At 59.5% G+C, this 21,902-nt stretch carries 18 protein-coding genes and 1 tRNA gene; 10 read left to right on the top strand and 9 right to left on the bottom strand.

All coding sequences use genetic code 11. From position 1 onward, the window contains the following. Positions 1-434: 434 nt before the first annotated feature. Positions 435-1,481 (bottom strand): hypothetical protein, encoded by a 1,047-nt coding sequence (locus GXX95_06570; GenBank protein NLT37804.1) that lies wholly within the window; start codon positions 1,479-1,481, stop codon positions 435-437. A gap of 107 nt (positions 1,482-1,588) precedes the next feature. Between GXX95_06570 and GXX95_06575 the strand changes: the two genes are divergently transcribed. Then, positions 1,589-2,806, top strand: a complete 1,218-nt coding sequence (locus GXX95_06575) for a site-specific integrase (protein NLT37805.1) — start codon at positions 1,589-1,591, stop codon at positions 2,804-2,806. Here the strand turns inward: GXX95_06575 and GXX95_06580 are convergent. Beyond that, a tRNA-Leu gene (locus GXX95_06580) sits at positions 2,807-2,893 on the bottom strand. It lies immediately after the preceding gene. 166 nt (positions 2,894-3,059) lie between these two features. Next, the gene (locus GXX95_06585) at positions 3,060-3,716 is read right to left on the bottom strand and encodes a fibronectin type III domain-containing protein (protein NLT37806.1); all 657 of its coding nucleotides are present in this window, start codon (positions 3,714-3,716) and stop codon (positions 3,060-3,062) included. A gap of 390 nt (positions 3,717-4,106) precedes the next feature. On the opposite strand from GXX95_06585, the gene GXX95_06590 reads away from it, so the two are divergent. After that, the gene (locus GXX95_06590) at positions 4,107-5,774 is read left to right on the top strand and encodes a PAS domain-containing protein (GenBank protein ID NLT37807.1); all 1,668 of its coding nucleotides are present in this window, start codon (positions 4,107-4,109) and stop codon (positions 5,772-5,774) included. Positions 5,775-5,929: 155 nt separating this feature from the next. After that, positions 5,930-7,582, top strand: coding sequence for a PAS domain-containing protein (locus GXX95_06595; GenBank protein NLT37808.1), 1,653 nt, complete (start codon positions 5,930-5,932; stop codon positions 7,580-7,582). A gap of 1 nt (position 7,583) precedes the next feature. Here GXX95_06595 and GXX95_06600 read toward each other — a convergent pair whose 3' ends face one another. After that, entirely contained in the window at positions 7,584-8,924 is a 1,341-nt protein-coding gene (locus GXX95_06600; protein ID NLT37809.1) for a GTPase, read from the bottom strand. Positions 8,925-9,079: 155 nt separating this feature from the next. Between GXX95_06600 and GXX95_06605 the strand changes: the two genes are divergently transcribed. The 3 genes from GXX95_06605 (at position 9,080) to GXX95_06615 (ending at position 10,342) form a co-directional block, all read left to right on the top strand. Further along, positions 9,080-9,574, top strand: coding sequence for a hypothetical protein (locus GXX95_06605; GenBank protein ID NLT37810.1), 495 nt, complete (start codon positions 9,080-9,082; stop codon positions 9,572-9,574). A gap of 97 nt (positions 9,575-9,671) precedes the next feature. Next, positions 9,672-10,109, top strand: coding sequence for a hypothetical protein (locus GXX95_06610; GenBank protein NLT37811.1), 438 nt, complete (start codon positions 9,672-9,674; stop codon positions 10,107-10,109). After that, a complete protein-coding gene (locus GXX95_06615; protein ID NLT37812.1) occupies positions 10,106-10,342 on the top strand; it encodes a CooT family nickel-binding protein in 237 nt (78 codons plus the stop codon). The genes GXX95_06610 and GXX95_06615 overlap by 4 nt, the downstream gene beginning before the upstream one ends. A gap of 148 nt (positions 10,343-10,490) precedes the next feature. Here the strand turns inward: GXX95_06615 and GXX95_06620 are convergent, their stop codons facing one another. Continuing rightward, positions 10,491-11,132 carry an acetate uptake transporter gene (locus GXX95_06620; GenBank protein ID NLT37813.1) on the bottom strand — a complete coding sequence of 214 codons (642 nt, stop codon included), beginning with the start codon at positions 11,130-11,132 and terminating at the stop codon, positions 10,491-10,493. 308 nt (positions 11,133-11,440) lie between these two features. Between GXX95_06620 and GXX95_06625 the strand changes: the two genes are divergently transcribed. The 4 genes from GXX95_06625 to GXX95_06640 all read left to right on the top strand — a co-directional run bounded on the left by GXX95_06625 (position 11,441) and on the right by GXX95_06640 (position 17,063). Next, the gene (locus GXX95_06625; GenBank protein ID NLT37814.1) at positions 11,441-12,496 is read left to right on the top strand and encodes a hypothetical protein; all 1,056 of its coding nucleotides are present in this window, start codon (positions 11,441-11,443) and stop codon (positions 12,494-12,496) included. A gap of 146 nt (positions 12,497-12,642) precedes the next feature. Then, complete coding sequence (cdhC, locus tag GXX95_06630) at positions 12,643-14,775, top strand: CO dehydrogenase/CO-methylating acetyl-CoA synthase complex subunit beta (protein NLT37815.1); 2,133 nt, start codon at positions 12,643-12,645, stop codon at positions 14,773-14,775. A gap of 16 nt (positions 14,776-14,791) precedes the next feature. Beyond that, positions 14,792-15,739: an acetyl-CoA decarbonylase/synthase complex subunit delta gene (locus tag GXX95_06635; protein ID NLT37816.1), complete on the top strand. Its 948-nt coding sequence runs from the start codon at positions 14,792-14,794 to the stop codon at positions 15,737-15,739. Position 15,740: 1 nt separating this feature from the next. Next, on the top strand, positions 15,741-17,063 hold the full coding sequence (locus GXX95_06640) for an acetyl-CoA decarbonylase/synthase complex subunit gamma (GenBank protein NLT37817.1): 1,323 nt from the start codon (positions 15,741-15,743) through the stop codon (positions 17,061-17,063). A gap of 205 nt (positions 17,064-17,268) precedes the next feature. On the opposite strand, the gene GXX95_06645 is transcribed toward GXX95_06640, so the two are convergent. The 4 genes from GXX95_06645 to GXX95_06660 all read right to left on the bottom strand — a co-directional run bounded on the left by GXX95_06645 (position 17,269) and on the right by GXX95_06660 (position 21,812). Continuing rightward, positions 17,269-18,012, bottom strand: coding sequence for an AAA family ATPase (locus tag GXX95_06645; GenBank protein NLT37818.1), 744 nt, complete (start codon positions 18,010-18,012; stop codon positions 17,269-17,271). Between the two features lies 1 nt (position 18,013). Then, complete coding sequence (locus GXX95_06650) at positions 18,014-19,036, bottom strand: methionine synthase (GenBank protein NLT37819.1); 1,023 nt, start codon at positions 19,034-19,036, stop codon at positions 18,014-18,016. Between the two features lie 56 nt (positions 19,037-19,092). Continuing rightward, positions 19,093-19,773, bottom strand: a complete 681-nt coding sequence (locus GXX95_06655) for a hypothetical protein (GenBank protein NLT37820.1) — start codon at positions 19,771-19,773, stop codon at positions 19,093-19,095. 152 nt (positions 19,774-19,925) lie between these two features. Beyond that, positions 19,926-21,812 (bottom strand): DUF4445 domain-containing protein, encoded by a 1,887-nt coding sequence (locus GXX95_06660; GenBank protein NLT37821.1) that lies wholly within the window; start codon positions 21,810-21,812, stop codon positions 19,926-19,928. Between the last annotated feature and the right edge of the window lie 90 nt (positions 21,813-21,902).

The raw sequence follows: 21,902 nt of genomic DNA on the forward strand, positions 1-21,902 counted from the left end.
CCGAGATTTCCACTCGTGACCACAAGTGTCGCATCTGAGCATAACAGAGTCTTGAGCGGTCATTTCTCTGAGCCCCCTAGAAGGGGTTCAAACCTGTAGGCTAGGCCATAGGGATAATATGCGGACCGGCAAAGGGTACTTTGTAAACTGAGAGTATGGGCATGAGATAAGCGAGTTGAACTCGCGTTATGCTCGATATATTCACGCTTGCCTCGTACGTTAAGCTCGTCATACGCTCGTTCTAAGCTCAATACGACCAGTTTTTCGACCATGCTATGCTCACCTCATATTTTCAATCCATGTGCGAATACGTGGCTGCGAGGGAACGCGCTTCTCTCTTCGTTGGATAGGGTGATTCGTCGAAAGGAAGGCATACCCCTCTTCAAGCTACCAATCGGCCACAAGCAAGTCAAGGACCGGGTGAAAATTCGTCATCAAAAATTAGCACGATTGACCTGACCTAAAGCTGAGCGATGCCCCATCGGTCCCGTTTTTCTCCAGAGGTTGCCTTTCATGCCTATCCTCTTCAAATCGTCGGCGCTTATGGTCCCCAGTGATTCCAGCATATCGATCCGCGACTGAATCTCTGACAGTAATCGATCGTAAAAAATCATCACTTGCATCCTGGCCGCAGGATCGGCCAGCTCGGAGGAGAATTCGAAGTATCTTTGGCCGACGATCCCAACATCCTGGGCACACTTGATGAGCCGCTTGTGTTTGGTCTTATCATTCAGCACCTGATATCTGAAAGCATATTGAGTGATGTTCTCGGAGGTCTGGCGGAAGAATCTACCAAAGTTTTCGGCAATCTCTGGTCCCTGGTCGCTGTACGCGATGGATCGTGAAAAATTATTCACATTCCAGTATACCTTGAGGAGTTCGATCGCAGCGAGGCGGTCCTTGATTATTTCATCGAGAAGGCTGCTACTCCTGAAATCGTCGAACGCGCCGTTGTGGAACCTGATGACCTCCGGCAATGGCCCCGAAAGCGGCTGGAAGCGCTTGGGCTTCGAGCGTTTGTTCACGCTGTTCACGGGCACGAGCATCTGTTTGCCGTTGAGGTCGATCGCGTCGACGGCGTTCTCCTCCTTTTCATGAAATAAGATGATGTTGATCCACTTCTCCCCATCAGCTTCATTTTTAGTGATATTGACTAAGTCTTTGACGATCTGCTTTTTGAATGCGTATCTCAGCTCCGCTTTGCCCTCGCCGGTGATGAGCTGCAATTCTTCGATTGTAAGCCCTCTTCCTATACTGTTGCACAAGGTGCGCAAGTATCCGTTGGAAAGAATGAAGATCTTGGTGGTCGCGTCCAAATCATCAACGAGGCGCCTTCTGTCCCTGGCTGCCAGGGGCTTTATTCCCACCAGCATCCCAGAGATACTGAACATCTCGCGCTTGACCGCTTCGAGGGCGTCCTCTTGCCCTATTTTGGCCTGAGGATTTGATATTTTAAGGTTTGTGCAATTTTTCGCTGCCATTTCTACCGTTGATCACTTTTCAAGGTCTTCTTGTTTCTCCTTCGTAGATCAGAATCGTCCGAAATGGCGACGACAATCCAGCAGGTCAAGCTGACGAGGAGGCGAGGATGCCAGGCGGAGCGGGGCGGGGGGGTCGAGCGGTCGGAAAGGGTCGCTCGGACGACGAAACCTTAACGAAGCGGCAGCCCCCTCTCCGCTCCGAGGGCGCTAATGCTACGCACGGTCGCAGCGGCAGCAGCTCCTCCGTCAGCAGAAAGAAGGGCAGACCGGGCAGAAAGAGGGGGGCGAGGTCAACGGGCCGCTATCCCTTCGTAGCCTGGATCAACAAATATCTTAGAAACTGTGGATTGGCCGACGAGACGATAAAAGAAAGGAGAAGAAGATTGACGCGAATATTTCACGATCTCCAGCTCCTGGAATCGGACGGCAAGATTGGCACGACCAATCCGGAGAAGATGACCGAGAATGAAGTGGGTGCTTTCGTGGACTCATTGATAGCGAGGGGGAAGAAGGGCAAGGACTTCGAACATGATGTCACCGCCCTGAACGGCCTCTTGAAAAACGCCAATAATTTGGCGATCGAGTCCCTGAAGAACCGGTACCCGGCCAAGTTCCGCAAATCGATCAAGACCGGAAGATATCCTCCCTTGAACGGAGAGGAGTTCAACTTCATCATCCAAGGTGCCGAAAGGGTCGATCCCGCGAACTGGTACAAGATGGAATCCTACGCCATCGTCGTTCTCGGTCTGGCCTCGGGAGCGAGGCACAAGGAACTGAAGGAAGGAAAGGTCCACGACCTCTGCCTCAGGAGCGGGGACGAACATTACCACATCGAGCATCCCAAAGGCGAGGATTCCTACGGGGAAACCAGAGACCCGCCCCTGAGACCCGAGTGCCAACCATTCCTGAGAAAATATCTTCAGAAAAGAAAGGAGATGCTTGTCAAGCGACCGGATAACGAGTTCCTGTTTCCTGCCCTCAGGGACAAAGCCGATGGCAAGCTATCGTCCAACAGCATCACTCGGATGGTGCGGTTCGTAGGTCAAGATGCTCAGGTGGTCAAGCTCGACCTCCACAAGTGCCGGAGAACCTTCGGCCAAATGCTCCTTGACGAGGGAGTGAGCATCGAAGTGGTGAGCGTGCTCATGGGGCATGCGAGCACTGCAATGACGGAGAAGTTCTATTGTCGCCGAAGGCAGCAGCAGGCATCATTTAGCGTTCGGAACATATGGAGCAAGAATGTCCCGGAGCCGACGCCAAAAACGATGCCAGATGTCAAAAACCCTCTGATTGACAAAAATAGTTGGAATGCTGGATACGCTTGATGGTGCGGGGGGAGGGATTTGAACCCACGAACCACTAAGGACGGGATCTTAAGTCCCGCACCGTTGGCCAGGCTTGGTTACCCCCGCGGTGACTGGGGGCACTTATCAGGTCGCTTCATTTAACCTTTTTCCTTCATGGAAATGGATCGTCCAGCTCGCCTAACCAAATCTTTTCATCTTGATCGAACGGATACCTATATCCTATCTCATAGATCGATGCTCGCCCATGAAAGCAATCTCACACATGCTCATCTTACCATCTATCATAGATGAAGGCAAAACCGATTATGCCGATGAATGCGATGACCGGCAGAATGGGAGCCCAGGCGGGTGGTTCAGGATCCTTTGTAATGCCGCCACCTGTCGTGCCTATGTAGTACTGAACACCCGAGGCGTTGGCATATACGCTGTAGAGATACATCGAGCCCTCCCCGCCCGGCTCTACGACCTCGAAAGCCGGCTCGCTCAGCCACAGATACGGGAGGAAGTCGCTACCGTTCACCGAGCGGTAGACGGTGTAGCCAGTTATCTTCGATAGGTCGCTCCCGGCCATCGTGTAATTCATGGAGTTGATGATGGAGCCGTTCGCTGTCGAGCCGCTCGAGCCATAGGATGAGTTCGAATAGATGTTCAGTATCTCCAGGTTGAGCACTCCTACCGCCACGATGCTCGTCCCGTTCAGCGCTTGCACTATGAACTGGTAGGTCCCACTGCTCAGGGCAGGTATGACCGCGACCGAAACGTCGATCGTCGCCCCTTCCGCGTAGCGGACCAGAGTGCCGTTCGGACCCTGATAGAAAACGGAATAGCCCGAGGCAGGGTGGTCCCAGATCAGTTTGACCGTATAGCTCGAAGCGCTAGTTATCTCAACATGATCCACCGTCACCTCGAAGTGTTCCATTTCGCTCATCACCTCATCCGCTGAGACCGGTGGCATTGTTGCTATGCATGCTACCAGCACGGATACGAGCAAAGAGAGAACGGTCACGAAGCTCGACCATCTGCTCATAAATTTCGTTCTTTAGAATGAAAACATTGCATATTTACCACTATTGTCCCAAGTAAGAATGCTCACGAGCAGGCCTGAGGTCCTCTTCAATATGATTGTTGATGAGCATCGGTGCTATCGATGGCAAGATATCACCCAACGCCACACCATCCCTGCTTCCATTGAAATGCTAGGTATCGTCATTTCGGCCGCTGCCGACGATTCTCAATTCTTATTGTCACGTTTGATTTGCAGATGTGCACCTTTTTTAAGGTAGTTCGGTCCGTCAGCGAATACGGTGATGCCTCCCTGTTGACCTACACGCCCCTCATTTGGCTGCCCCTGCTGGCAGCGGCCGGTGCGGTCGCCTTATATGTCTTCAGCCACAGGTATTCTGACGTTCCCGAGACTAGATATTTACAGTTCCTGATAATAATCACCGCCGCGTGGTCGGTGCTGCAGGCGGTGAACCTTTCCTTCACGGACATGGAGAGCAAGGTGTGGCTGACGCGGCTGAGGTTCCTGTTCGCGCCCTTCGTGTGCGTGACCCTGTTCTGCCTCATGATGACCCACTGTGGACGGGGCTCGTGGATCACCCCCCTGCGGTTCGCGCTGCTGTGCGTGGTGCCCCTGCTGACACTGGTACTGGCGGAGACAGGCGACCTGCACGACCTGTTCCTCACCGCTCCAAGCATGGGCGAGGGCGAGAGCATGGTGCGGTTCGAGACCGGTCCGTGGTACTGGGTGTACCTCTCCTACGCCCTGGGCCTGATCTTCGCTTCCGTGGTCCTGGTGATAGATTCCATGCGCGGGGCCAGCAGGCTCTACCGCAAGCAGTCCGTGGTCCTGCTGTTCGCGTTCGTGCCGCCGGCGGTGTACAACTTCACCGACAACTTCCGCCTCCTGCAGCCGATGAGCTTGGACCTGTCCCAGCTGATGCTCATCATCTCCGGCGCCATCCTCGCCTGGGGCCTGTTCCGCTATCGCATCCTGGACGTCAAGCCGATAGCGCGCGGCGAGGTCGTGGAGCACATGACCGACGCCTACCTGGTGCTCTCCCCTGACGGTAAGATAGTCGATTACAACACCATTGCCGGGGACCTCATGGTGCAGCAGGGTAGGGACGCCATCGGGCACAGCATAACAGAGATGCTGCCGTTCGGCACCGATATCGTGAACATGATCACCTTGGGCAAGAGCAAGGGCGACGTCTCCGTCAGCGGTGCCCAGCCGAGGTCCTACGAGGCGTCGATCATGCCCGTATCCGTCAGGAACGAGAATGTGGCGCACGTCGTCCTGCTGCGTGACATAACCGACCGCAAGAACATGGAGGAGGCGCTGCGCACCGCCAACTACCGCCTCGGCCTGCTTTCCACCATAACGAGGCACGACCTGCAGAACAAGCTCACCGCCATCAACGGCTACTCCATGCTGGCCCGCCGGGCCTCCGATTCGGAGAAGACGGACAAGTTCCTGATGCGCCTGGACCAGGTGTCCGCGTCCGCGAGCGAGATGATCCAGGCGACCAAGGAGCAGGAGTCCCTGGGCCTGAAGCCGCCGACGTGGTACGCCGTGGACGATCTCTTCGTCAAAGCGGCGCACCACATGAACATGGAGAACGTGAAGGTCCGTTCCACCGTGGGAAACGTCAGCGTGCTCGCCGACCCCATGATCGAGAAGGTCTTCTACAACCTTCTGGACAACTCCCTGCGGCACGGCGAGAAGGTCACGTCGATATCGCTGGAGCGCCACGAGACCGATGAGGGGCTGCTGATCGAGTATACCGATGACGGCGTGGGAGTGCCCGATGAGAACAAGGAGCGGATATTCGAGAGGGGGTTCGGCTCCAACACCGGGCTGGGCATGTACCTCATACGCGAGATACTCATGATCACTGGCATCACCATAGTGGAGCGCGGTACCCGTGGCGCGCGCTTCGAGCTCCGGGTGCCGCACGGGCGCTACCGCTTCTCCACCTGAGCGTCGTTAGGTCACGCGCATCCATGCTCCGTGGACGGTCATCGGCCGACATTCTCATTTTTCACATTTGATATGTGGAGGTGTGCGATTTTATAGCTAGCTCGAAAATCCGATGACGGGAGAGGGTTCCTGTAGCGTTCACGTTCACACCCTACGTGCTGATACCCGTTCTGGCGGCGATCATCTCCGCGTCCCTGATAGTGTACACCAGGAAGCACGCGGCCCTCGCGGTGACCAAGTACTTCACCGTCATCGCCGTCATCGGACTGGCGCTGTCCCTCCTGGGCGTGGTGGACGTATGCCTCACCGACGTGGGCGAGAAGTTCCTCATCCTGCAGCTGAAGTTCCTGTTCACCCCTTTCCTGTGCGTGGCGGCCTTCTGTATGCTGGCCACGCACAGCGGGCGGCGCTCGTGGCTGTCCCTTCCGCTGATCGTCCTGCTGAGCGTCATACCGGTCATCTCGGTTCTGCTGGCCATGACCGCGCAGTGGCACGACCTGTTCTTCTATGACCCCGTCATCCAGGGCACAGGGCCGTTCACCCTGAGCTACAGCGGCGGGGTGATGTACACCCCCTACATCTACTACTCCAACGTCCTTCTGTTGATCGCCGCCATCCTGCTGATAGACTCCATCCGCAGGGGCGACCGCCTGTACCGCATCCAGGGGCTGGTGATCCTCCTGGCGTTCCTGCCCCCGTTCACCGTGGACATGCTGGACAGCATGAGCACCAATCTGTCGAGCAATATCGACCTGTCCCCGTTTTCCATCGTCCTCACAGGCTCCATCATGTTCTGGGGCCTGTACCGTTACCGCATCCTGGACGTGAAGCCGGTGGCCCGGGAGGAGGTCATCGATAACATGTCCGACGCCCTGGTGGTGGTGGACACGGACGACAGGCTCATCGACTATAACAGCATCACCGCCAAGCTGCTTGTGGGAAAGGAGGGCAAGGCCATAGGGTCCCCTCTCTCGGAGGCGTTGCCGTTCGGGCAGCAGCTGGAGGACATGATCTCGAGGCGGGAGAACAAGGGCGACATCACATTGAACGGGGAGAAGGTCACCAGCTACGAGGCGTCCATAATGCCGGTCAGCGTGCAGGGACAGGACCTGGCGCGGATCATCATGCTGAGGGACATAACCGACCGGAAGCTCATGGAGGAGGAGCTGCGCACCGCCAACGCCCGCCTGAGCATCCTATCCAGCATCACCCGCCATGACCTGGGGAACAAGCTGACGGCCATCGAGGGTTACACCATCCTAGCACGCGAGACCAAGGACCGCGCGCAGTTGGACGAGTACCTGACGAGGCTTAGGCAGGTATGTGCCTCGGCCAACCAGCTCATCCTGTTCGCGCGAGAGTATGAGAAGGTGGGCATCGCCGCCCCGGGGTGGTTCTCCCTTAGAGACCTTTTTTCCCACGCCGTGGCGCAGAACAGCGTCGGCGACGTGAAGGTGGAGTCCAACATCGACGGCATCCGCGTGTACGCGGACGCCATGATCGAGAAGGTGCTGTACAACCTCGTGGACAATTCCTTGAGGCATGGCAGGGACGTCACCACGCTGTCCCTGAACCGCATGATGGACGGCAGCACCCTGGTCATCGAGTACACCGATGACGGGGTAGGAGTGCCGGCAGAGAACAAGGAGCTGATCTTCAAGCGCGGCTTTGGCTCCAACACCGGGCTCGGTCTCTTCCTTACACGAGAGATCCTGGCGATTACGGGCATGGAGATCGCGGAGACCGGCGTCAACGGCGTGCGGTTCGAGATCAGGGTGCCCCCGGGACGTTACCGCATCGACACCTGATTCAGTACGGCACGTGGTCCTGGCGTGCTCGTCTCAGCCAATCGTCCAGTATCTCTTCGAGGTCCGGCCTCCCTATTTCCGCGATCTCGTACCTGGCGCGCACCAGGGGCTTGTTCACCGTGAGCACCCGGCGAAGGTCGATGGGCGTGCCCGTGACCACGACGTCGCAGTCCGTGCTGTTGATGGTCTCCTCCAGCTCCCTGACCTGCTCGGGCGTGTACCCCATGGCCGGTAGTACCCTGGTGAGGTGCGGGTACTTCTCGAAGGTCTCGGCGATGGAGCCCACCGCCGTCGGCCGGGGGTCCACGATGATCGCTCCCTGGTCCTCCGCGGCGATTAGACCAGCGCCGAAGGACATCCCGCCGTGCGTTACCGTGGGACCGTCCTCCACCACCAGGGCACGCTTCCCCCGCACCTCCTCCGGGCGATCGACGCTTATGGTGGACGCCGCCTCCATGATCCTCGCTCCGGGGTTGAGGCGCTTGCAGTTCTCCTTGACGGTGAGTATGTTCTTCCTGTCGGCCGTCTGCACCTTGTTGATGATTATCAGGTCGGCCATGCGCACGTTGACCTCGCCTGGATAGTAGGAGACCTCGTGGCCTGGACGGTGGGGGTCGGCGATGACGATCTTCAGGTCGCTGCGGTAGAACGGTGTGTCGTTGTTCCCCCCGTCCCACACGATGACATCGGCCTCCTTCTCCGCCTCCCGTAGGATGCGCTCGTAGTCGACCCCGGCGTAAACGATTATTCCGTCGTCGATCAGAGGCTCGTACTCCTCCCTCTCCTCGATGGTGGTCTCGTGGCGGTCCAGGTCCTCGTAGGATGCAAATCTCTGTGATATTTGCTGACACAGGTCGCCGTAGGGCATGGGATGCCGTATGGCCACGACCTTCAGGCCCTTGGAGCGCAAGATCCTACAGATCTTTCTGGTGGTGGGGCTCTTTCCCGAACCGGTGCGCACCGCGCACACGCTCACCACCGGAACGACGGAGCGCAGGACGATACGCTCGTTACCCATGAGACGGAGATCGGCGCCGGTGGCCAGGACCAGGGAGGCCTTGTGCATCACCTCATCGTACGACAGGTCGGAGTACGCGAGGACGACCTGCTCCACCCCTCGCTTGCGTATTAGCTCGGGAAGTTCGTCCTCCGACAGGATGGGAATGCCCTCAGGGTAGCGCTCCCCGGCGAGCTGCGCTGGATAGCACCGCCCCTCGATGTCCGGTATCTGCGCGGCGGTGAAGGCCACAACCTCATAGCAGGGGTCGTCCCGGAAGTAGGTGTTGAAGTTATGGAAGTCCCTCCCCGCCGCGCCCATGATGATCACCTTGGCCGTCCTCATTACTGCACCGCCTATCAATTCGCACCAGCGGTTTATCATACCTTTCCCTTGGCCGGTCGAGGAACGGTCCCATGGAACGGCCCAGGGAAAGAATGAATACCGTCAGAGAGAATGCTGATGCGTTTCCGCCATGGCGGCGGTGAGGAGGACCGAGGATGAAGGGGATGGTGGCCTATGACAGCGTTAACGGGAACACTAGGCAGGTGGCCGAGGCCATCGCTGAGGTGCTGAAGGATGGAGGTTTGGACGTGGAGATCTTCTCGGTCAAGGACCGGGCACCGGCAGAGGTCACTGGTGACGTGCTGTTCATCGGCTCCCCCACCCGGGGAGGGAAGATGACCAAGCCCACCAAGGTGTTCGTGGAGGGCCTGAACGCGGAGGTGTGGAGGGGCAAGGAGGTCATCGCTTTCGACACCCTGGGGCCGCTGTCCAAGGATGCGGAGAGGAGGAGGAAGCAGCTTGAGAGCATCGACGTCGGGAAGAACGCGGCCACTACCATCCGGAACGCAGGGGAGGAGCGGGGGATCAACTTCCATCCCCAGCTTCTGCACTTTGCGGTGGTGGGCATGTGGGGCCCCCTGGCCGATGACGCGTTGGATAAGGCGAGGGAAGTCGCTCGCGAGATAATGGTAGGACTGCGGAAGCCTTGATCAATCGCGGGAACGCGTGCAGATAAGGTGTTCCACACCCGCACGGTGCTAGAGGCTAGGAAAAAGGCTATTACGCCCATTGGCGTATTGTGGGTCCATGAGCTATCGCCTTCCGCCGGCAGAAGTGATAGCGATAGCTATTTGCGACGTCCTGCGGGAGCACGGGCCCATTGCCTCGCAGCGCCTGTTCACCGATTTCGTCCGTGAGAAGCTCAGGTACATCAACGATGAGTACACGGTGACCGAGGAACGAGTGCGCAAGATCGCCCTGCAGTCCGGGCTGGTGCGGGTGGAGATCGCCACCAGGGACACGGGCATCAAGATCAAGGGAGGCCGCTGCCCGGTGTGTAACTCCCGCCTGCGCAGGGTAAAGAACGAGACCATCTATGGAGGCACCGTCACGTTAGGGTTCAAGTGCGTGTCCTGCCCCCTCACCATGGGCGCCACCCGCCGCGTGCCTACGAGATACACTTTCCATGAGGCCAAGCCCCGCGGCCCCTGTCGCCAGAGCAGGCACACCCAGCACCGGCTGTGAAGCACGTTCTTTATAGTCCTGGGACCGATGCCCGGTACATGTGCGAGTCCACGGTGTTCCTGGAGGAGGGCGGAAAGGTCAGGGAGATCATGAGGGACGTCACCAGGATCGTCATGAGGGACGGGGACGCGGTCTGCACCGACATATTGGGGGAGCAGATGGTCCTGGAGTCCGTCGTTCTCATGGAGGCCAATCTGCTGAGCCATGGGATCGTGTTCGTCAAGGTGGTCTGAGCACAGCTCGATGTTGCCATTGCCTTGAAAATGTGACATGTCCAAGTGGACGTTTAGCTGTCCTAAAGGGCCTTGTGAACCTAACTGTCCCAAAACGATCCTTAACTCCAGAAAAGGAAAAAAGAGAGCGGGTGGGACCCGCATTTTCTCATAACGCTTCCGAGGTCTCGGCCTCCGACCTCGCCTCTGGGGGGATTTTGATCATTATAGGTGCGACCATCTTCCCAAAGGTGGTGTTCAAGGTTATTGCGCAACCCAGATAGATAGCCATGGCGCCTACGAGAAGACCCCACCATCCGGATACGGTCGCCAAGAACTCGCTGCCGGTCAGGACCTGCAGCCCCACGAGGAGGAACATGACCGATGCGAAGAATATGGTGATCGTCAGCAGCCGGCAGGGGTGCTTCAGGGTGATCACACCGAGAGATAGCACAATGATAGCGAACATCAGCATGAACGTACCGAGCTCGTTCGCCGTGGGCATGTCGGAAAGTCCCACTCTGGGCATCATCATCAGAGCTGAGAAGGCCCATGCGAACACACCTATCGCTCCGAAGGCGAAGAGCGTGAACAGCTCACCTCTCTTCCAGCCCATGTACGCCACGAGGATGAACCCGAAGCCGGAGAAGAATACCATCGCCAGCACCATTCCGCCAAGCGGATATATCTGCAATGAGCTCAGGGACAGGAGGACCGCGAGCCAGCCTAGGAGCAAAGCTCCCAATGCCTCAGGACCCGCTGTTGTTTCCACGATCCGAACCCTAGTTTCCACTACCTTTTCATCAATCATACAGATCCTCTCGAACCGATCTCTGGTCCAAATCGGACCAGTTGGATTATACATCCAATATGGGCGTCAAAGAGAAGGGGGATATATACCGATTGCTCGTGCCTTTATTGATTGGATTAAACATCCAAGTACTTCTGGAGGTTGGTAATCGTTCTGGGGAGGTGCCCTGAGGACACAAGGTGGTCTCGGTCACTACTCTCACTAGTGTGAATTGTATGGACAGAAAGGCAGGTACGACTTCGATATCGTGCTGCGAAGCTTGAGACCCTGGGCCGTCTATGTGATGACGATAGGGAAGAGGGTCCGAAATGGATGGAACCATCGGATCTTACATAAGGGGAACCGGAGCAGGAAAGAAGGTTGCCGATAATGTTCGTACCCGATTGCCAATCTTTATCAATGTCGATGATATTTGGCGTCCCGGTCAGCTCATGAGACTCTGGCAGTTCGGAAGGTTGCACGGGAACAAGATCAAGATCAACGAGGAACTGGGGCAGGCACTGGGATTGGTGAACGGAAGCCAGGTCTTCAGCGCCATGTTCCGGTATGACTACAACGGATCTACATCCTACGAACTGGTGCTCTCCACGTTCGGGCCGGAAAACTACCGGCAGCTGTGCCAGCTCACCATCCAGATGATCGACAAGCCGGGCGCATGCGCTCAGGCCTCGAACTTCCTGGCGGACCGTAACGTGGACATCCTCAACTCTGTATCACTAAGCAACATCTCCGGCGTGTCCATGACCTGGAAGATGCTCGCCGACCTCTCGTACTACGGGGAGCCCAGCGAGCTGAAGGCCGAGTTCGATTCACTGAAGAAGGCGAGGACCTCGGCCGTGGACCTGGTGGATACCATCGACATCGAGGTCTCGCACATCGCGGACCGTTATAACAAGGGCGCTGCCGCCGGCTCCAAGACCGTCAAGACTAAGCCCATAAAGAGGAAGCACAAGACCGCCACCATCATCGCCCATGATGAGTTCGAGGTGCCCCAGGAGTTCCTAGACGAGATAAAAGACCTGAAGGACGGGCAGCCTCTGATGTTCGTGGGAGATATGGAGTCGTACGTCCTCTCGATCACGTTCCTGGAGCCGGAGGCCGAGCTGGTGCGCCTCTCCCTGGTCATACCGGACAAGCCGGGCGCCATCGCCCGGGTGGCCGATACTTTGGGAAGGCATAACATTAACATGGTATCGCTGCAGAGCGAGGTCCTGGTGTTCTATGAGTCCATGACGTTGGACATCATCGCCGATGTCAGCAAGAGCACCGTGGAGGAGGGCAAGCTGCGCTCCTCGCTTGAGGAGGTCCTGGCCCTCCAGAAGGGACGGTACTTCGTGGACGAGATCGAGAACATCGTCCTATAGCCGCGGTCCGGGGTTGCAGGCGAAGGGTTCAAGAGGCCTGGAGGGATGTGAATGTGCTCCCATGGCACATGCGACCGTGAAGAACGCGGCCTGAGCGCATGTGACCGAGAGATCAGGCAGGAAGGACCTTGAGCACCGACACCACCATTCCCAACCAAGACGTATTCGCACTGGCTATCGAAGGCTCGCGCCTCGCACTCGACCTGGCGGAAACGATGGTACGGGAGGCCATAACGAGGTTCGGGGAGGACCGGGCGGTGGAGTTCCCGGAGACCTGCTACGAGCTGCCGGCCATATTCGCCTGGGACGGGCGGGACACGAGCACGCTGGGAAAGCTCCTGCCGATAGTGACATCGTATAAGGAGAAGGTCAGCGGGACCGTGGACATCGCCAACGCCCTGGCCGCGGGGGAGGCCACCATGGTGGCGGCGGAGATAATCGAGGCCGTGAAGTACGTTAACAATCCTGAACCGTACGACGGCACCCCCTATTCTGGCTTCCTGCCGGATCGTATCATAAGGGAGCTGGGCTTCGCCTTCGTGGACGACACCATCCCCGGGGCGGCCGTGATCGTGGGCAGGAGCCCTGATGCCGATGCGCTCGCCCGCACCGTCCGGGACCTGCAGTCCAAGGGGCTGATCATCCTCGCCTGCGGTGATGTCATCGAGCAACTGCTGGCCAGCGGCACGCAGGTGGGGGAGCGCTTCCGACTTTACCCTGTAGGCACGGGCACACAGATCGTGCACGCGCTCAACTTCGCCATCCGCGCCGGCCTGTCCTTCGGCGGCATCCAGAGAGGCGATCGCGAGGGCATCGCCTCCTATCTGGCGAAGCGGCCCAAGATCGTTGTCCTGGAGTATGGTTCGTTGGATCCCGTCCTCGCGGGCGCGGCCATGGCCGCGGTGCTCAATGGTGCCACCATCGTCACCGACCAGCCGGTGGAGGGCGTGCCCGAGAAGCTCATCCACGTCAAGGAACTGGACAAGATGGTGCAGGAGGCCATAGAGGCTAGGGGCATCAAGGTCCGACTGGCCCCGGTGGACATTCCCGTGGCCTACGGTCCCGCGTTCGAGGGTGAGGTGGTGCGCAGGCCGGACACCTATGTCGAGGCGGGGGGCGCGGCCAAGACGCTGACCTTCGAGCTCCTGCGGATGCGCGACGAGGAGGACGTGGAGGACGGCAAGATCACGGTCATCGGTCCCGACGTCGACTCCTTGCCGGAGGGCGGCAGGACCATGCTGGCCATCCTCGTGGACGTGTACGGCAAGAAGATGCAGGAGGACTTCGAGGGCGTGCTGGAGAGGCGCATCCACCTGTTCGTCAACTACGCCGAGGGGGCGTGGCACACCGGGCAGAGGAACGTGCTGTGGGTTCGCCTCAGCAAGCGTTCCGTTGCCGCCGGATTGAGGTTCAAGCACTTCGGGGACATCCTCATCACCAAGCTCAAGGAGGAGTTCGGGAACATCGTGTCCCGGGTGCAGGTGACCATCGTCACCGACGAGGACGAGGTACGGAAGCGTCTTCCGGAGGCGCTCGATGTATATGCGAAGCGCGATGGACGCATGGCCGACCTCACCGACGAGAAGGTGGACACTTACTTTACATGCCTGCTCTGTGCTTCCTTTGCTCCCGATCACGTGTGCATCGTCACCCCCGAGCGCCTGGGGCTGTGCGGGGCGGTGAACTGGCTGGACGCCCAGGCGGCGGTGGAGATCGATCCCCACGGCCCTAACCGGGCCGTCGTCAAAGGCGAGTGCATAGACCCGGTGAAGGGTCAGTGGAAGGGCGTCAACGAGGCGGTGTACGAGAACTCCCATCACAAGGTGGAGAGGTTCAACGCCTACACCATGATGGAAGACCCCATGACCTCGTGCGGGTGCTTCGAGGTCATCGTGGCCATGACCGCGGACATGCAGGGCGTGATCGTCGTGAACCGCGAGTACCTGGGCATGACGCCCATAGGTATGAAGTTCTCCTCCCTCGCCGGTTCCGTGGGCGGGGGGCATCAGACCCCGGGGTTCATCGGCGTGGGGAGAAAATATATTACCAGTCGAAAGTTCATCCCCGCCGACGGAGGCTTCCTGCGCATAGCATGGATGCCCCGCGAGCTGAAGGAGACGCTGCGCGATCGCCTGCAGAAGAGGGCCGAGGAGCTTGGGGAACCAGGCTTCGTGGACAAGATCGCCGACGAGACCGTCACCACCGAGGCCGATGGCCTCACAGAATGGATGGCCAAGGTCGATCACCCCGCGCTGAGGATGCCCCCGCTCATATCATGAAGAAGGAATGGTCCCTATGGTAGAAGTGCCGGTCCCCAAGGAGAAATGGTCAGGTAAGGTCGGAACGGTGACGCTGGGTGCGTCCACCGCCGATAGTGGAGAGAGAAAGGTATTGTCCATCGGCGGGGAGACCGGAATGCCCTTCCTATCGTACGAGGGTCTGGGGAACAGGCAGCTCATCGCCGGAGAGGTCGTCGACGATACCACCGACCTCATAGAGGTGGCGGTCCGCCCGTTCGGCGATGTCATCAACGATCCGGCCGCATGGGCCAGGAAGTGGGTGGACGAGTTCGGCGCGGACCTGGTGTGCCTGCGGCTGCGCTCCACCAACCCCGAAGGGAAGGACTCGTCACCGGAGGACGCGGCCCAGACCGTCCTCAAGGTACTGGCGGCCGTGGACGTTCCCGTCATCGTCTACGGCTGCGGGCACGAGGAGAAGGACGCCAGGACCATGGAGGCGGTGAGCAACGCCTGCGCCCAGGTGCGCTTGCTCCTGGGCCAAGCGGAGGAGAACGCCTACAAGACCATCTCCGCGGCCGCCATGTCCAACCACCACGCCCTCATAGCGTACTCGAACCTGGACATTAACCTCGCCAAGCAGATCAACATCCTGCTGAGCGACTTCGGGGTCAAGGCCGAGAACATCGTGATGGACCCCCTGATGGCCGGCCTGGGCATGGGCTTGGAGTACTCGTACTCGGTCAACGAGAGGATACGTATGGCCGCCCTCATGGGCGACCGCATGCTGCAGGTGCCCATGCTGTGCGACGTGACCTCGGCCTGGGAGGCCCGGGAGGCCTCCGAGGAGAACGCCGCCTGGGGCGACGTGGTGGAGAGAGGGAAGTGGTGGGAGGCGGCGACCGGCCTGGCCGCGCTGCTCTCAGGCGCGGACCTGCTCATCATGCGCAGCCCCCTGGCAGCAGTGGTTCTGAAGGATGCCATCAACGATCTGAGGGGTGAGTAACATGGCCACGGCCATTGAGATCTTCAAGCTCCTGCCCAAGAAGAACTGCGGAAAGTGCAACTTCCCCACGTGCCTGGCCTTCGCCATGCAGCTAGCCAGTTCCAAGGCCAAGCTGGCCGACTGCCCCTACGTGACTGAAGAAGCAAAGGCCAAGCTGGAGGCGTCCTCCGCTCCGCCCATACGGCTCATAACCATCGGAGCGGGTGAGAGAAAGGTGGAGATCGGCGATGAGACCGAGCTGTACCGCCATGACAAGAAGTTCTTCCATGCCACCCGGTATGCCATAACCATCTCCGACCAGGCCTCCGAGAAGGATATCGTGGCCAAGCTCCGCAAGGCTGCGGACCTCAGGTTCGAGAGGGTGGGGCAGATGCTGTCCCTGGACATGCTGGCGGTCCGCAACGATTCCCATGATCCGGTGAAGTTCGCAGAGGTCGTCAAGCGGGTATCGCGCGAGAGCGCCCTGCCGCTGATCCTCATGTCCCACGATCCTGAGGCCATTCGCGCCGCGGCATCGGCCACGAACCTCTCCCGACCCCTCATCTACGCCGCCACGACCGACAATATCGAGGGGATGGCCGCGGCCGCCAAGGAGCTGAAGTATCCTCTAGCCGTGAGGCACGACGACCTCAACGGGCTTGCGGACCTGGTGGAGAAGGTCAAGGCCGCAGGGGTCGAGGACCTGGTCCTGGACCTGGGCGCGGAGAATCTGCAGGAGACGCTGGAGAGGAACACCATCGTCCGCAAGAACTCCATCAAGAAGACGTTCCGCGGGCTAGGCTATCCCATACTGACGAACGTCATCGGGAGGGAGCGGGGCCTGGCCATGGCGCTTATTTCCACCATGAAGTACGGCGGCATCGTGCTCATGGAGGACCTGGACCCGGCGCATGCGTTGCCCCTGTTCGTGATCCGGCAGAACATCTACACCGATCCCCAGGTGCCGATACAGGTCAAGGCCGGACTGTACCCCATCAACAATCCGGGGAAGGACGCGCCCATCCTGTTCACGGTGAACTTCTCCCTGACGTACTTCACCGTGGCCGGGGACATCGAGAAGAGCCGCATGCCCGCCTGGTTGCTGGTGGTGGATACCGAAGGACTGTCCGTGCTGACCGCGTTCTCCGCCGGTAAGCTTACCGCAGAGAGCGTGGCCGAGGCGCTGAGGTCCACCGAGACCATGGCCAAGAGCGAGAAGGGCGTGCTCATAATCCCCGGTATGCTTTCCCGCATGTCCGGGAAGCTGCAGGAGGCCACCGGCCTCAAGGTCATCGTCGGTCCGAAGGAATCGTCCGGCATCCCCAAGCTGCTGAAATCGCAGTAAGGTCTGAGAAGAGGTGTGATTATCGTCCCGCCCTCATCTAAGGTCATGGGCCGAAGAATGATAGCCATTCGACGATGAAGGCTGATCTCTTACAGCACGGGTGGTAGCCCTTTGGATGGTGATCAACGCCACGATCCGCTAGCTGGACGGCGCTGTGCTGGTAATGTAGGCATACAAAGCCAGGACGAACACATCACTGCCTGGATCACTTCAGCTCAGAGATGAGACGCTGCACCGCTTCCCGCAGCATGCTGTCCTGGGGGAGCGACGTGAGCTGCGAACTGCCCATGGCCAGTTCCTCCAAGGCAGCGTCGTGCGGCAATAGGAACGTCTTGGAGAAGCCTGGCGGAACGACGTCCTTGACCTTCGCCGGTAGCTCCCCGCGGATGCGGTTGATGATCAGAACGCTCTTCCCGATGTCGATCTCCATGTCCTTGGATAAGGACAGTATCCGGGAGGCGGTCTCCAGTCCCATCTTGGTGGCGTCCGATACCACCATGAGGACGTCCATGCGCTGGCATGTCCTCCGGGAGAGGTGCTCCATCCCTGCCTCGTTATCTATCACCACGTGACCGTACTGGCTCATGATCTCGTCGAGGAAGGTGCGCAGGAGGTTGTTCACGTAGCAGTAGCAGCCTCGGCCCTCGGAGCGGCCCATGGTCACCAGGTCGAAGTCCGTACCTTCCTCCATCGCCAGCCGAAGCTGGTACATCGCCTCCTGGTGCTTGGAGCCTGTTACGTCCTCGGACCGCCTTACCAGTTCCTCGCGAAGGTCGCCGATGGTCCTCTCCACAGTGATCCCAAGCTTCTCGCCCAGGTTGGAGTTGGGATCGGCGTCCACGGCCAGTATTACTTTCCCGGTTCGCGCGGCGAGCTCCTGCACCATAAGGGCAGATAGGGTCGATTTGCCGACCCCTCCCTTTCCTGCCACGGCGATGATGAACGTCATGTCACTCCAGGGAGTGCCGTGTCCGAAGCTCCGCCGATGTCTCCACCAACAGGTCCAGGACCTTCGCTCCGACCTCGGCGTCAAGGCCGCCCAGACCGCACTGCGGCGTGAGCAGCGACTGCCGCAGGAGCATCTCGCGGTCCAACCCCTTGTTGACCAGGGATGTCATGAGCTCCTCGACCTTATCTGCCAATGATGACGCGTTCTCCTGGAGGAACGGCTCCTCATGGTTGGGCACGATGCCCCAGGCGAGGCTCCCACCGTTCTGGAGGAAACGGTCCACCTCCTCCGGGTAGAGGGATATGGTGTAGCCGTAATCGTAGGCGTCGAACGACAGGACGTCGATGCCCATGCTCATCACGAACGGCCAGTCGGTATTGGCGCAGCAGTGGATGCCCGTCATCCCCTCCAGGCCGGTGGTGACCTCCGCTATCCACGAGGTCACGTCCGCCTGCGAGACGGAGGCGAAGGGCGTGCCGATGATCGAGAGGTACGGCTCATCTATGAACAGGATGGTCTCCGGGCACTTCCTGCGCAGCTCCCTCTCCTGCCATCTGGCCATGAGGTTCAGGCTCTTGCGTATAATCTCCGCGTACGCCTCGTCGTAGATTACCGGCTTGTCGTCCAGGTCCGTTACCTGTAGGCCCAGGGACACTGGTCCAGTGATCTGTCCTTTGACCGCACGCGCCGATGACGGCAGCTCCCGGGACATGAACTCATGGAAGCCGGAGAAGCCGTACTGGGGGAACGCGAACAGGTCCACGTTGTCCTCCAGGATCTTGGTGTAGATGGCCTCGGGATCGTAGTCCGCAAGGTTCACCCGGATCTTCTTCTTGTCATTGTCCACCTGCACGCCGGGCAGCCCGCTCATGAACTGGACGTACATGTTCTCCTGGAACCCCACCTGCGGAAGCTGGGGCCACGTGGGCACGGTGACGAGCTTCTCCAGGACGAGGTCCACGGCTTTCGCTGGATCGGTGCAGGGAAGGGATCCGATAACGGTGGGAGCGCAGTTCCAGGCCACGCTCTTTCAATATACCGAGCTTAGATAAAGTTTCTGTGAGGCGGAGGATGGCACCTTTACGCGAGGGATACGATCCGCTGGAACAGGGGGAGCAGCTCGTCCAAGGCCTGGAAGATCCTCTCCTTGATCTCAGGAGTGATGCTGCCCTCCGGCCATACCTTGGTCAGGGTGGCGTCCATGCCCCAGTGGTATTCCCCGCCGTGGGAGCGGAAGGAGGGGTTGAGGAAGCCGTTACTGGACAGCGCCCAGGCCATGGACTTGGTCCTCTGGTCCTCGAGCACGCCCTGCACGAACTGGCTGCGGTCGCCCTCGGGAGAGGAAAGGTAGTGGAAGCCGCAGCACACACCTGGGCTCAGGTTCCCCTGCCGGTCGCGAACCATGCCGACCTCAAGGAACATCTCCGGCTCCACGCGGGCCTCGCCCCTGTAGAAGTCCTTCCTGAGCATGACCGCGGAGCAGCTGGCCCCCACCGCGCCGTGATAGTTGAAGGGGGAGCCCTTGATCACGAAGCGCTCCTCCAGACCGCGGGAGCGGACATATTCGTTCAGGGTCGCTTTGAGGTAGCCCCAGTAGCTCGCCTCATGCTCCGACGTGAACGCCTGGTCGGCAGCGCCGATGATCTCCTTTACGGCCCTCTCCGCCTCTTCCTTGGAGGATTTGGGACCGGTGCGGCCGGATTCCAGGATCTGCTTGGCCATGACGATGATGGAGTTAAAAGGGGATGTGTGAGGGGACATGGATGACACCTTTTCTCGATTTTGATTATACTATGTTTTGTGGACCTTTGAACGATATTTCAATCCTTTTACTCTTCAGATTAATATTGGAATCAACGATGCTAAATTGACCTGAAGAATGTAAGAAAATGGCGCGTGATGGACCTAACGGTCTAATCCCTTACTTGCAGCCCCCGGGCGGCCTCGATCCTCTTCCGCACCTCGGGGAACAGGTCCATATCGGTGTGTGGCAGGAACAGCGCTGAGGAGTACTGGTCGAAGAACGCTTGCGAGGAGGACAGGTCCACGTAGGTCGTGGCGCGGTATATGTCCAGGGCCTCGGCCCTCATCCTCTCGGAGAGGAGGCACAGCTTGGAGCCTCCCAGGGAGGCGTTGCCTAGGAACTGGAAGCGATCGCGCGGCACGTCCGGAAGGAGGCCGATGACCTGGGCGTTGTCGATGTCGATGTGCTGACCGAAGCCGCCGGCGATGTACAGCCGGTCAACGTCGCTAAAGGCCTTGTCCACGCTCTGAAGAAGCACGGAACACCCGGCGTAGATGGCCGCTTTTGTTCGGATGACGTTGGCGATGTCATCGTCGCTTACGGCGATGTCCCTCTTTCCCGCCTCATGGTGGACGACGAACTCCATGCCCCGTCCGGAGGACCGCACCCTCTCCGAAGCGGCGGTCTCGATCCTCCCCTTCTTATCGATGTACCCTCGCAGGAACATCTGGGCGATGAGGTCGATGAGGCCCGAGCCGCATATTCCCCGTGGGCGCTTCTTCCCTATGATGGTGATGTCGATGTCCGTCTCTGTTATCTTGATAGTGTCTATGGCCCCGCCCATGGCGCGCATGCCGCAGGAGACCTCCCCGCCCTCGAAGGCCGGCCCCGCGGAGGTGGAGCATCCCACCATCCACTCCTTGTTCCCCAGCACCACCTCGCCGTTGGTGCCCACGTCGATCAGGAGGGACAGCTCGTCCCGGAGGTGCATGCCCGAGAGCAGTATGTCCGCGGTGATGTCACCGCCCACGTAGGACGCTCGGCCGGGCACGCAGTACAGCGGAGCTCCGGGAAGGGAGCGGATGCCGATGTCCGATGCAGGCAGGACAGGCGGCACGTTGGTGGTGGATATGTATGGAGCGTAGCGGATGCTCGTGGGGTCCAGGCCCAGCAGCATGTGCACCATGGCGGTGTTGCCCCCCACGGCGATGGAGGCGATGTCGGTGTCGCAGGTCCCGGAGTGGAAGCGCCTCCTCTTGTCCCTCTCCGCGCACAACTGGGTGATGAGCCCGTTGACGGTGTCTAGCACCAGCTCGTTGAGCCTCCCCACTCCCTTCTCCTCGGCGTACGCGATTCGGGACAGCACGTCCTCGCCGCATACCAGCTGGCGGTTGTAGTCGGACGCCTGCGCCACCGTCTTCCCGGTGTTGAGGTCCACCAGCTCCGCCACCACCGTGGTGGTGCCGATGTCCACGGCGATGCCGTAGTTGGCCAGGGTCTTGGACCCTTTCTCGATGGCCATGAGCCTGTGGATTTCGTCCCATCGGGACATCATCAGGGAGAGCTGCCAGCCGCCCTCCCGCAGTACCTGGGGCAGCTCCCGCAGCAATGTAAGGGGCACCTCCAGGGAGGGGGTCTCCAGGGCGTCGATTACCCTCTCCAGGTCGCCGCGGTTGTCCTCCATGCTGGGGTCGGAGAGGTCCAGGCGGCGGCACACCGTGAGGGGTGTCAGCTCCCCGGCCTCCCGGCCGTTGTACGCGGCGAGGATCTGGTGCTCGCTGATCTGTGATTCCTCGGGGATGAACACCGACACCTCGCCCCTTATCTTGGTCTGGCAGGCAAGACGGTACCCCAGATCGTACTCCTCCCTGCTGAGCTTGCCCAACTCCGATTCGCTGGGACCGTCCACTATGACCAGGCACTTGTTGCAGGTCCCCTTCCCCCCACATACGCTGTTGATCTGCGCGCCCATCGCCACCGCGGCGTCCAGGACCGTTTCCCCATCCTCGACCTCGGTCATCATCCCGCCCGGAAAGAAGGTCACCCTGTGGGACATGCGCTCAGGACCTCCTCAGGGAATGATGTAGGTTTTGGTCGATCGACAGCATCGGAGGAAGTTCGAGGGAGGGAGCGCCTGCCATGGTCA

It is taken from the genome of Methanomassiliicoccus sp. (assembly GCA_012719175.1).
GTDB lineage: Archaea > Thermoplasmatota > Thermoplasmata > Methanomassiliicoccales > Methanomassiliicoccaceae > UBA6.